This window comes from Dactylosporangium sp. CA-233914 (assembly GCF_050942935.1).
Classification (GTDB): Bacteria; Actinomycetota; Actinomycetes; order Mycobacteriales; family Micromonosporaceae; genus Dactylosporangium.
Genome location: NZ_CP192030.1, coordinates 7,133,850 through 7,146,258, shown reverse-complemented (window position 1 = coordinate 7,146,258; position 12,409 = coordinate 7,133,850). Strand labels below are relative to the sequence as shown.

Genomic DNA, 12,409 nt, shown 5'->3' with positions numbered 1-12,409 from the left:
GTGCCCGGGACGCACCCTGCGAATGGCGGAGGCTAGTCTTTCGGCATGCGCCGGACCGTTTGGGTCTGCACCATGCTCGGGGTGCTCGTCGTCGCGGGCCTCGCCTCCCCGCTCGGTTCCTCGATGATCGACCTGAAGGTCTACCGGATGGGCGGGACGGCGCTGCTGCACGGCAGCGACCTCTACGCGCTCGCGCTGCCCGGCAGCGGCCTCGCGTTCACCTATCCGCCCTTCTCCGCGGTGCTCTTCATCCCCTACGCCGCGGTGCCGCTGCCGGTGGCCCGGGTCGCCTCGCTGGTGGTCTCAGCAGTGGCGCTGTGGGGGCTGGTCCACCTCACGGTGGTGCACGTCCTGCGGCGGCTGGGCTCGACCGCCCCGCCGCTGCGGTGGTCGGCCCCGCTCGCCCTGGTCGCGACCACAGCCCACCCGGTGTTCGCGACCCTCCTGTACGGCCAGGTCAACCTGTGGACGACCGCGCTGGTGCTGGTCGACGTGCTGCTGGTACGCGGGCGCTTCCGGGGCACCCTGGTCGGCGTGGCCACCGGGGTGAAGCTCGTGTCCGGCCTGTTCGTCGTCTACTTCCTCGTGACCCGGCAGTTCCGCGCGGCCGGCAATGCCTTCCTGAGCTTCCTCGCCACCGTGGCGGTCGGGTTCGCGGTGCTGCCGCGAGGTTCGTACGACTACTGGACGGCGCTGATCTTCGATCCCGACCGCGTGGGTGGCATCACGTACGTGACCAACCAGTCCATCCTCGGTGCGGCGGCTCGGCTGCTGCGCGATCCGCACCCGCCGTCTGCGCTGACGCTGTCCCTGAGCGCGATCGCGGCCGTCGCGGCGCTGGTCGTGGCCCGCCGGTACCACCACGACGGTGACCCGTTCACCGCGGTGTGCCTCGTCGCGACCGGGTCGCTGCTCGCCTCGCCGATCTCGTGGAGCCACCACTGGGTGTGGATGATCCCCGCCCTCGGTGTGCTGCTGGTGTGGGCGCGCGAGCGGGGTGGCTGGTGGCGCTGGGCGGTGCTCGGCGCCACCACCGCGATCCTGTGGGCGGGCGCGATGAGCTTCATGCCGAAGGCCGGCCTGCGGGAGTTGCACCACACGCTGCCCCAGCAGATCGTCACCAACCTCTACTTCGCTCTCGCCGTGGCTTTCCTGGTGTGGTCCGCTCTTCCGCTCCGGCGGGCGACGGTGTCGCATCGGCGCGGCGCGATGCGGCGTCGCTGGTCCCGGGTAGAGCAAGTGGAAAGCGGTTCGTCGCCTGCCGCCTCGACGGCGTCACGATGACCTCTCCCGCCCGGATCGCGCGGGCCCACGGGCGCCCGGTGCCGGGCCTGGCCGGGGTCCGCGACGCGGTGGCCCGGCGGCGCACGGCATAGCTGGAAGTTTCCCGGCCGCACCCCCGCCCACGTGGGGGCGATCGGTCAACCATTGACAAAAAATCCGGGAGTTCGTAGCTTGCCTGTCGAAGCGCTTCGACAGGAATTCGCATCATCCCCATCGGAACCCGTCGAACGCTGACGAACCGCTGCCAACACCCCAACTAGGAGCAGACGTGTTCTCGCGTACCCGCAGCGCCGCGGTCGTCGCGGCGGCCGTGCTTGCCCTCACCGCCGCCTGTGGTGGCGGCGGGCAGCAGCAGGGCGACGGCAAGACCCTCAAGCTCTGGCACTACGAGGGCGCCTCCAGCGCCATGGGCATCGCCTGGAGCGAGGCGATCAAGCAGTTCGAGGCCTCCCACCCCGGCGCCAAGGTGGTGTTCGAGGAGAAGAGCTTCGAGCAGATCCGCCAGAGCGCCAGCATGATCCTCAACTCCAACGACGCGCCGGACGTCATGGAGTACAACAAGGGCAACGCCAGCGCCGGGCTGCTGTCCAAGCAGGGCCTGCTCACCGACATCTCGGCCGAGGCCGACAAGCGCGGCTGGAGCAAGGCGCTGACCCCGGGCCTGGCCACCACCGCGAAGTACGACACCCGCGGCGTCATGGGCAGCGGCAAGTGGTACGGCGTGCCCAACTACGCCGAGTACGTGATGGCGTACTACAACAAGGACCTCTTCGCCAAGTACAACGTGGCCGTCCCGACGACGATCGAGCAGCTCGAGACCGCCATGGCGACGTTTCGGAGCAACGGCGTCACGCCGCTGGGCGTCGGCGGCGCCGAGTACCCCGCCCAGCAGATCTTCTACCTGCTCGCCCTGTCCAAGGCCGACCGCGCGTGGGTCGAGGACTTCCAGCTGTACAAGAGCAAGGTCGACTTCCACGGCCCGCAGCTGACCTACGCGGCGAACACCTTCGCCGACTGGGTGGCGAAGGGCTACATCGACAAGAACTCGGCCGGGGTCAAGGCCGAGGACATGGGGCAGGCCTGGGAGCAGCAGAAGTACCCGATCATGATCTCCGGCAGCTGGTGGTACGGCCGGATGGTCAAGGAGGCCACGTTCGGCTGGGGGACGTTCCTGTTCCCCGGCACCAAGCTGCACCCCGGCTCCAGCGGCAACCTCTGGGTCGTGCCGGCCAAGGCGAAGAACAAGCAGCTCGCGTACGACTTCATCGACATCACCATGAAGCCGGAGATCCAGAACCTGCTCGGCAACTCCGGCGGCATCCCCGTCGCCGCCGACACCTCGAAGATCACCGACGCCAAGAGCAAGGAGCTGATCGCCAACTTCGACACCATCACCAAACAGGACGGGATCGCCTTCTACCCGGACTGGCCGGCGCCCGGCTACTACGACGTGCTCGTCGCCGGCGTGCAGAAGCTCATCAACGGCTCGGCCAGGCCCGACGCCGTGCTCGACGAGATCGCCAAGCCGTACAACGACAACCGGGCGAACGTCGGCGGATGATGAGCCACCGCAAGGGCTACTGGCCGTTCCTGGTCCCCGGGCTGCTGCTGTGCACGCTCGTCGTGGCGGTACCGCTGCTCATGACGCTCGGCACGAGCTTCACGCAATGGTCCGGCGTGGGCACCCCGCGCTGGACCGGCCTGGCCAACTACGACCGGCTGGTGCACGACGAGCGGTTCTGGAAGTCGTTCCAGAACATCGCGCTGATGATCGTCGCGATGGCGGTGGTCCCGACCCTGCTCGGGCTGTTCCTGGCCGCCCTGCTCTTCGACTACGTGGCGCCGCGCCTGGGCGATCGCACCGCCCGGGCGCTGCGCTCCGGGTTCTACCTGCCGCAGGTGCTGCCGCTGGCGGTCACCGGCATCGTGTGGGGCTGGATCCTGCACCCGAACTACGGCGTGCTGAACTCGATCCTCGACCGGATCGGGCTCGGCTCGCTGGCGCGCAACTGGCTCGGCGACGAGCGCTACGCGCTGTACACCGTCATGGCCGTCATGGTCTGGGTGCAGATCGGCTACCCGATCGTGATGTTCATGGCCGGCCTGCAGCGCGTCGACCCCGAGCTCTACGAGGCCGCGTCGCTCGACGGCGCCGGGTGGTGGCAGCGCTTCACCCGCATCGCCCTGTTCCAGATCCGCCCGGAGATCGGCGTCGTGCTCATCACCACGACCATCGCCGCGCTGAAGGTCTTCGCCCAGATCTTCGTGCTCACCGGCGGCGGCCCCGGCGGCTCGACCATGGTCCCGTCGTACTTCGCCTGGCAGAACTACTTCCAGAACGCCAACGTCGGCTACGCCTCGGCCATCTCCACGGTGCTCGCGGTGCTGATCGTGGCGCTGACGTTCCTGTTCATCCGGGTGCAGTCGCGATGAGGAGATGGTTCGTCCTGGGGGCACTGCTGGCAGTCGTACTGCTGGTGCTCGCCCCGTTCGCCCTGATCCTCGCCAACGCGGTGAAGACCCCGCAGGACTACGCCGCCAACGGCCCCCTGGCCCTGCCCGCCGACATCTCCTTCGCCAGCCTCAAGGCCTTCTGGATCCGGGCCGACTTCGGCCGGACGCTTGCCAACAGTGCCGTCATCAGCGCCTCGGTCGCCGTGCTCGGCGTCGGCTTCTCGCTGCTCAACGCCTACGCGCTGGGCATCGGCCGGGTCCGCGGCCGGCGCTGGTTCCTGGCCGCGTTCCTCGTCGCCAACCTGGTGCCGCAGGAGAGCCTGATCTACCCGCTGTACCACATCGCCACCCGGGTCGACCTCTACGACTCCCAGCTCGCGGTGATCATCATCTTCACCGCGATCCAGAGCGCGTTCGGCACGTTCCTGCTCTCCGCCGTCCTGGCGCAGTTCCCGCCGGAGCTGCTGGACGCGGCCGCGATCGACGGCGCCGGCCGGCTGCGCACCCTGGCGCGCGTCGTCGCCCCGGTCAGCCGCCCGACGCTCGCGGTGCTGTTCACGTTCTTCTTCATCTGGACCTGGAACGAGCTGTTCATCCCGCTCATCTTCCTGGTCTCCAACAGCAACCAGACCGTGCCGCTCGCGCTCGCCCTGCTGCAGGGCGAGCACGACCTGGACGCCACGGCGACGAGCGCGTCCGCGCTGCTGGGCATCCTGCCCGCGGTGCTGTTCTTCCTCGTCTTCCAGCGCACCCTCACCCGGGGCGTGGCGGCCGGCGCGGTCAAGTGAGGCAACCAGTGAAGCGCTCGACAGTGATGGAGCCCGCATGAAGTTCACCGACGGGTACTGGCAGCTGCGCGACGGCGTCCAGCCGCAGTACCCCGTGCACGTCCGCGACGTCGAGGTCCGCGCCGACCGGCTCACGGTCTACGCGCCGGCCAAGCGGATCGTGGAGCGCGGGGACACCCTCAACATGCCGCTGCTCACCGTGGAGTGCTCCGCCCCCGCCCCGGACGTCATCGAGGTGCGGATCACCCGCTACGCCGGCGGCGTCGACCGAGGCCCGCACTTCCGCATCGAGGCCGACCCGGCCGCCGCGCCCAAGGTGACCCGCGACGAGGAGCACGCCACCTTCACCTCCGGCGAGCTCAGCGCCCGCTTCGCCCTCGGCGAGCAGTGGCGCCTGGAGTTCCTCGCCGGCGGCCGGGTGCTCACCACCAGCCCGCGCAAGGCGATGGCGGCACTGTCCACCCGGGACGGTCAGTTCCTGCGCGAGCAGCTCGAGCTCGGCGTCGGCGAGACCGTCTACGGCCTCGGCGAGCGCTTCGGCCCGCTGGTCAAGAACGGCCAGACCGTCGAGGTGTGGAACGCCGACGGCGGCACCAGCAGCGAGCAGGCGTACAAGAACGTGCCGTTCTACCTCACCAGCGGCGGCTACGGCGTCTTCGTCAACGACCCCGGCCCGGTCTCCTTCGAGGTCGGCTCCGAGGCGGTCTCGCGCGTGCAGTTCTCCGTGCCCGGGCAGGTCCTGTCGTACCTGGTGATCTACGGCCCCACCCCGCGGGACGTGCTGCGCAAGTACACGGCCCTGACCGGCCGCCCGGCGCTGCCCCCCGCGTGGTCGTTCGGCCTGTGGCTGTCCACGTCGTTCACGACCTCCTACGACGAGGCCACCGTGACGTCCATCGTGGACGGCATGGCCGAGCGGGGCCTGCCGCTGTCGGTGTTCCACTTCGACACCTTCTGGATGCGCGAGTTCCACTGGTGCGACTTCGAGTGGGACCCGCAGACCTTCCCGGACCCGGCCGGCATGCTCGCCCGGCTCAAGGCCAAGGGGCTGCGCATCTGCGTGTGGATCAACCCGTACATCGCCCAGCGCTCCAAGCTCTTCGCCGAGGGCGCCGCGAACGGCTACCTGGTCAGGTACGCCGGCGGCGACGTGTGGCAGTGGGACCGCTGGCAGGCCGGCATGGGCCTGGTCGACTTCACCAACCCCGAGGCGCGCGCCTGGTACCAGGGCAAGCTGCGGGCCCTGCTGGACCTCGGCGTGGACGCGTTCAAGTCCGACTTCGGCGAGCGCATCCCGACCGACGTGGTGTGGGCCGACGGCTCCGATCCGATCCGGATGCACAACTACTACACCCACCTGTACAACGAGGCCGTCTTCGAGGTGCTGCGCGAGCACCGCGGCGAGGGCGAGGCGGTGCTCTTCGCCCGCTCCGCCACCGCCGGCGGCCAGCAGTTCCCGGTCCACTGGGGCGGCGACTGCGCCTCCACGTTCCCGTCGATGGCCGAGAGCCTGCGCGGCGGGCTGTCGCTGGCGATGTCCGGCTTCGGCTTCTGGAGCCACGACATCGGCGGCTTCGAGGGCACCCCCGACCCGGCGGTGTTCACCCGCTGGATCCCGTTCGGGCTGCTGTCCTCGCACAGCCGCCTGCACGGCAACGAGTCCTACCGCGTGCCGTGGCTCTTCGGCGCCGACGCCGTGGCGGTGCTCGGGGAGTTCACGCGGCTCAAGGCCCGCCTCATGCCCTACCTCTACGCCGCCGCCGTCACCGCCCATCGCGAGGGCCTGCCGATGATGCGGCCGATGGCGCTGGAGTTCCCCGACGACCCGGCCTGCGCACACCTGGACCGGCAGTACCTGCTCGGCGAGTGCATCCTCGTCGCCCCGGTGTTCAGCGCCGACGGCGACACCACGTTCTACCTGCCCGCGGGCCGCTGGACGGACCTGCGCGGCGGGGAGGTACTGACCGGCCCGGGCTGGTTCCGGCGCCGGTACGGCATCGGTGACCTGCCGGTGCTCGTCCGGCCCGGCTCGGTCATCGCACTGGGGGCGCGCGACGACCGCCCCGACTACGCCTACGCCGACGGGGTGACGCTGCGCGTCTACGAACTGCCCGACGGCGCCGGCGCGACCGTCGAGGTCCCGACCCCGCAGGGCCGGCCCGCCGCCACGTTCACCGTGCGCCGGACCGGGACCGTCGTCGAGGTGCGCCGCGGCGGGAGCGCGGCGCCCTGGCGGGTGCAACTGGCCGGCGTCGCGACGGTGGCGGCCGTCGATGCCGGTCGGCTGGCACCCGAGCCCGACCCCGCGGGCGTCCTCATCGACGCGGACGCCGAGACGGAACAGGTGATCGTGCACCTCCCCTGAAACAGGAGGCACCGCATGCACACGCACGTCCTGGTGGCCGCGCTGACCCTGGCGCTGGCCCCGCCCGTCGCGGTCGGTGACCGCGCACCGCTGGACTTCCGCAACCCGAGGCTGCCGATGCAGGTCCGGGTCGACGACCTCGTCGGCCGCCTCACCCTCGACGAGAAGATCTCCCTGCTGCACCAGTACCAGCCCGCGATCCCGCGCCTCGGCATCGGACTGTTCAAGTCCGGCACCGAGGCGCTGCACGGCGTCGCGTGGTCCAACGACATCCACGACAACGGCAACGTCGTCACCGCCACGGCCACGCAGTACCCGCAGGCGATCGGCCTGGCCAGCACCTGGGACCCGGCGCTGCTCAAGCGGATCGGCTCGGCCGTCGGCGACGAGGCCCGCGACCTGCACGCCGCCAACCCCGACGTGTTCGGCCTCAACCTGTGGGCGCCGGTGGTCAACCCGCTGCGGGACCCGCGCTGGGGCCGCAACGAGGAGGGCTACAGCGAGGACCCGTGGCTCACCGGCCGGCTCGCGACCGCCTACGCCGGCGGCATGGCGGGCGATGACCCGCTGTACCTCAAGACCGCCCCGACGCTCAAGCACTACCCCGCCTACAACAACGAGGTCCACCGCGACACCACCTCGGCGTCGGTCCCGCCCCGGGTGCTGCACGAGTACGACGAGCCGGCCTTCCGCATCCCGCTGCAGGCCGGCGCCGCCACCGGCGTGATGCCGTCCTACAACCTCGTCAACGGCCGCCCGAACACCGTCAGCCCGGAGCTGGACGCCATCCGCGCCTGGAGCCGCCTGCCGCTGTTCAACCCCAGCGACGCCTTCGCCCCCGGCAACCTCGTGGCCTCCGAGACGTACTACCGAACCCAGGCCGAGGCCGACGCCGCCGCCATCAAGGCCGGCCTGAACAGCTTCACCCAGGACAACACCGATCCCACCGCGACCGTCGCCGCGATCCACGAGGCCCTCGACACGGGCCTGCTCACTCCGGCCGACATCGACGACGCGGTGAAGCAGAACCTGTGGCTGCGCTTCCGCCTCGGCGAGTTCGACCCCGGTGGCGGCCCCTACGCGGGCGTGCACGCCGCCACCGTGGACAACCAGAGGCTCGCCCGGCAGGCGGCCGCCGAGTCCACGGTGCTGCTGAAGAACTCCGGCGTCCTGCCACTGCGCCCCGGCGGGAAGGTCGCCGTCGTCGGCCCGCTCGCCGACACCGTGTACAGCGACTGGTACGGCGGCAAGGCCCCCTACACCGTCACCCCGCGGCAGGGCATCGCCGAGCGGTCGCAGGTCGCCTTCAGCGAGGGCGTCGACCGCATCGCGCTGCGCGACCCGGCCACCGGCAAGTATGTGGTCGGCGACAGCGGCCTGCTCGCGGCGACCGGCACCGGCGCCACCCCGGCCGCGCAGTACGACGTGTTCGACTGGGGCGCCGGCGTGGTGAGCCTGCGCAACGCCGCCAACGGCAAGACCGTCGGCTACAACTGGTCCGGCTTCGCCGCCGACCAGGACCAACCCAACGGCTGGTTCGTGCAGCAGCAGTTCAAGCTCGAGCCGCGCGCGGACGGCACCGTGGTGCTGCGCTACGTCGGCTACGAGTCGGCCTACGACTGGGCGCCGTCGTACCACAACCCGTACGTCGTCGTGCAGGCCGACGGCACCCTCAACCTCGGCGCCGCCACCCCCGAGGCCGCGACCGGGTTCGCCCGCGAGGTCGTGCACAGCGGCGTGGACAGCGCGGTCGCCGCCGCCACCGGGGCCGACGCGGCCGTCGTCGTGGTCGGCAGCATGCCGTTCATCAACGGCCGCGAGGACCACGACCGCACCGACCTCGAGCTCGCCGCCGGCCAGGAGGCGATCGTGCGCGCGGTCCGGGCGGCCAACCCGAACACCGTCGTGGTCGTCGAGAACAGCTACCCGACGGCGCTGAACTGGGAGCAGGCCAACGCCCCGGCGCTGCTGTGGACCAGCCACGCCGGGCAGGAGACCGGCCACGGGCTCGCCGACGTGCTCTACGGCGACGCCAACCCCTCCGGGCGGCTGACCCAGACGTGGTACCGCGGCGCCGGCGACCTGCCGTCCATTCTCGACTACGACGTCATCGGCGCGAAGCGCACGTACCAGTACTCCACCGCGGACCCGCTCTACCCGATGGGGTACGGCTTGTCGTACACCACCTTCCGCTACGGACGGCCGCAGCTGAGCGCGTCCACGATGGACGATCGCGGCACGGTGCGCGTCTGGCTCGACGTCACCAACACCGGCACCCGCGCCGGCGACGAGGTCGTGCAGCTGTACACCCACCAGCGCACCTCCCGCGTGCCGCAGCCGATCGAGCAGCTGCGGGGCTTCCAGCGGGTCCACCTCGACGCCGGCGAGACGAAGCGGGTCACGTTCTCGCTCGCCGCGTCCGACCTGCGCTTCTGGGACGTCACCCGGGGCCGGTGGGTGGTCGAGGACGCCGTCCACGACATCCTCGTCGGCGCCTCGTCGGCCGACATCCGCGCCACCACCCAGGTCCGGGTCCGCGGCGAGTCGATCCCGGCCCGCGACCTGCGCTCGGTGCGGGCCGAGAACTTCGACGCGTACCGCGGCACCGTCCTCGTCGACGAGTCGCGGACCGCCGGGACCGCGGTCGCGGCGACGGCGGCCGGGCAGTGGCTGCGCTACGGCGACGCCGACCTGCGCGGCAACCCGGCGGCGTTCGCGGCCCGGGTCGCCAACCCCGGCGCGCCGACGACGCTGCAGATCCGCCTGGACAACCCCGTCGCCGGGCGCTTGCTGGCGACGGTGAACCTTCCGGCCACGGCCGACGTGTACACCTATGCCGCGGTGAGCGCACGCCTGCCGCGCACGGGCGGCCGGCACGACGTATACCTGGTCTTCGGCGGCCCGGCGCGGCTGTCGACCTTCGCGTTGCGCTGATGAATCCGGGCCGGCGTCGCGTGTGGGGCGGCGCCGGCCCTCGGCCATTGGGCTTTTTTTGGCGCTGGCGCAGCTTCACGCCATCCATGGTGAAGGAAACGGTCGACGCGGCGTGCCTCGTGCGTCGTCGTCGTTATTGAGGCGCTCGGAGTTCTGGTCGGTGGTCCATTAGGATAGGGATTGACGGATTTCGTGCGTGATATTTCCCGGGAACAGTTCTCATGTGCTCGCTGGCGCTGATTTTCGCCGGTATTGGTATTGCTTCGCGGTGCCGTGTCAGCGGGCCGGCGCGGATTTTCGCGGGCGTGCCCGCGCCGCGCCGACGGGCCGGCGGGATGGCGCTGATGCAGTGGGTGCGGGCCGGTGCTGCGAGGCGGAGCTGGGTTGATCGGCGCCATGCGTGCCGCACTGCGGTGTGGTCGTCCCGGCCGGTATCGATCGCGGGGTTGTCCGGGCTGCGCGGGCGCTTCGGCCACCGACGGTGTTCCGGCCGCCGATGGTGTTCCGGCCGCCGATGGTGTTTCGGCCGCTGGCGGCGCTTCGGTCACCGACGGCGCTTCGGCCGCTGGCGTGCCGAAGCCCTGTCCTTGGCCGGCGGTGCCGAGGTCCTGGCTGGGGCCTTGGCCGGCGGCGGCGGCGAGGTCGTGGTCGTGGATGGCGGCCGCGCCGTGGCCGTGGCCGTGCGCGGTGCCGGGGTTGTGGCTGGGACATACCGGGGTCGTGCGCGGCGCCGAGGCTGGGGCGGGGGTCGGGGCCGGGGCTGGTTCGTTCACTGAGCCTTCCCGGCCGTCGGCAGCCACGCTTGCCGACGGGGTGCTCGCGCGTATTCGGCGGAGTTTCTCGGCGTGTCGTTGGGCGAGGCCCCACGCGCGATGCCGGGCATGTTCTCGGCGGAACTCCTCATTCGCCGCGGAATAACGACGCGACCTGGTCCGGTCGCGCATGGCAGCCAATTCAGACTTGCTAAACAACTGTAGCTGCCCCATGGATTCATTTTCCCATAATCCACCCGGACCCGCTGCCCCGCACGGCCGCCGGTAATGTCAAATGGTGCATGCGCATGCCGCGCTGAGGCTTGCTGCGCAACGTGACGCAGCGGGTAGCGGCTCGCACGCAACCACCCCGGCCGCGGACCCCACCGCCATTGCCCCACCACGGCCCTCCAGGGCTGCGGCCCTTCCTGCAGGGTGCCTCACGGCTGTCGGCCTCACAGCCACTGCCGGATGGCCTCGAAGGTCGCGGGCCCGTAGTCGCCCGTCACCTGGCCGGCCAGGTCGGCTATCGAGATCGATCGCAGCGCCGCCCGCCACGCCTCGTCCGCCTGTGTCATCGCCCGGTGCACGGGGCACGGGGTGGTGCACGCCTCCGCCGGGGTGGCCAGGGGCCCGCGCTGGCGAATCTCGGTGCACACGAACGCCGGCCGCGCCCCGTCGACCGCCTCGACCACGTCCAGCACGGTGATGTCGGCCGGATCGTGGGTAAGGGCGTATCCGCCGGCGTGTCCCTGGACCGAGTGGACCAGCCCGGCCCGGGCCAGGCTCTGCAGCTGCTTGGCCAGGTAGCTGCCGGACACGTCGTGCAGCTCGGCCAGGCGCGCGGCCGGTACCGGCCCCCGCGCCGCGGTCAGCACCACGCAGCAGTGCAGCGCCCACTCGACACCGCCCGACATCTTCACCCGCCCATCCTACTTGACTCGGACAGGCGTTGTCCGAGTAGAGTTCTACTCGGACGGAAGTTATCCGAGTTGGAGGTGCAGTGATGAAGGTCGTGGTGTTCGGCGGCACGGGACTCATCGGCGGCAAGCTGGTCACGCTGCTGCGCGGGGTGGGCCACGAGGCGGTGCCGGCGTCGCCGAGCTCGGGGGTGAACACGCTGACGGGGGAGGGCCTGGACGAGGTGCTGACCGGCGCGGACGTGAGCGTGGACGTCACGAACTCCCCGTCGTTCGCCGACGAGGCGGTTCTGGAGTTCTTCCGCACGTCAACGGCGAATCAGCTGGCGGCGGCGTCGCGGGCGGGGGTCAGGCACTACGTGGCCCTGTCGATCGTCGGCACGGACCGCGTCCGGGACAGCGGCTACCTGCGCGCGAAGGCGGCCCAGGAGGCCCTGATCACGGCCGGCCCGGTGCCGTACACGGTCGTGCGTGCCACCCAGTTCTTCGAGTTCGCCGTGGGCATCGCGGCCACGGCGATGGCCGGCGACGGCGCGGCGCACCTGCCCTCGGCGCGGCTCCAGCCGGTCGCCGCCGACGACGTGGTGGCCACCCTGGCCGACGTGGTGCAGTCCGCGCCGGCCAGGGGCATCGTGGAGGTCGGCGGCCCGGAGAAGATCGCCCTGGACGAGTTCGTCCGCCGCGCCGTGCCCCCGGCCACGACGGTCGTCACCGACCCGTCAGCCACCTACTTGGGCGCCGCCATCGACGACACGTCGCTGGTGACGGGCCCGCAGGCGCGCATCGGCGCGACCACCTACGACGCCTGGCTGGCCGCCCGCGGGTGATGCCGCTCAGGGGTGACTCGAGGCTCGTGCCTAGAAAGGTGGCTTGCTCGCCGAGAGCCTCGTCGACGATGTTCTCCCAGGCTGA

8 protein-coding genes are annotated in these 12,409 nt (G+C 71.1%); 7 read left to right on the top strand and 1 reads right to left on the bottom strand.

The window, feature by feature from the left end; genetic code table 11:
• The first annotated feature begins 45 nt into the window (after nucleotides 1-45).
• The 6 genes from ACQPY0_RS32045 (at nucleotide 46) to ACQPY0_RS32020 (ending at nucleotide 9,825) form a co-directional block, all read left to right on the top strand.
• On the top strand, nucleotides 46-1,284 hold the full coding sequence (locus ACQPY0_RS32045) for a glycosyltransferase 87 family protein (RefSeq protein ID WP_432968771.1): 1,239 nt from the start codon (nucleotides 46-48) through the stop codon (nucleotides 1,282-1,284).
• 268 nt (nucleotides 1,285-1,552) lie between these two features.
• The gene (locus ACQPY0_RS32040; protein WP_432968768.1) at nucleotides 1,553-2,845 is read left to right on the top strand and encodes an extracellular solute-binding protein; all 1,293 of its coding nucleotides are present in this window, start codon (nucleotides 1,553-1,555) and stop codon (nucleotides 2,843-2,845) included.
• Nucleotides 2,842-3,717, top strand: coding sequence for a carbohydrate ABC transporter permease (locus ACQPY0_RS32035; protein ID WP_432968765.1), 876 nt, complete (start codon nucleotides 2,842-2,844; stop codon nucleotides 3,715-3,717). The genes ACQPY0_RS32040 and ACQPY0_RS32035 overlap by 4 nt, the downstream gene beginning before the upstream one ends.
• Nucleotides 3,714-4,526 (top strand): carbohydrate ABC transporter permease, encoded by an 813-nt coding sequence (locus ACQPY0_RS32030; RefSeq protein WP_432968762.1) that lies wholly within the window; start codon nucleotides 3,714-3,716, stop codon nucleotides 4,524-4,526. The genes ACQPY0_RS32035 and ACQPY0_RS32030 overlap by 4 nt, the downstream gene beginning before the upstream one ends.
• A 37-nt stretch (nucleotides 4,527-4,563) precedes the next feature.
• On the top strand, nucleotides 4,564-6,891 hold the full coding sequence (yicI, locus tag ACQPY0_RS32025) for an alpha-xylosidase (RefSeq protein ID WP_432968759.1): 2,328 nt from the start codon (nucleotides 4,564-4,566) through the stop codon (nucleotides 6,889-6,891).
• Between the two features lie 15 nt (nucleotides 6,892-6,906).
• The gene (locus ACQPY0_RS32020) at nucleotides 6,907-9,825 is read left to right on the top strand and encodes a glycoside hydrolase family 3 C-terminal domain-containing protein (protein WP_432968756.1); all 2,919 of its coding nucleotides are present in this window, start codon (nucleotides 6,907-6,909) and stop codon (nucleotides 9,823-9,825) included.
• Nucleotides 9,826-11,032: 1,207 nt separating this feature from the next.
• Here the strand turns inward: ACQPY0_RS32020 and ACQPY0_RS32015 are convergent.
• A complete protein-coding gene (locus tag ACQPY0_RS32015; protein WP_432995458.1) occupies nucleotides 11,033-11,494 on the bottom strand; it encodes an RrF2 family transcriptional regulator in 462 nt (153 codons plus the stop codon).
• A gap of 89 nt (nucleotides 11,495-11,583) precedes the next feature.
• Between ACQPY0_RS32015 and ACQPY0_RS32010 the strand changes: the two genes are divergently transcribed.
• Entirely contained in the window at nucleotides 11,584-12,324 is a 741-nt protein-coding gene (locus tag ACQPY0_RS32010) for an SDR family oxidoreductase (protein ID WP_432968753.1), read from the top strand.
• Nucleotides 12,325-12,409 lie beyond the last annotated feature (85 nt).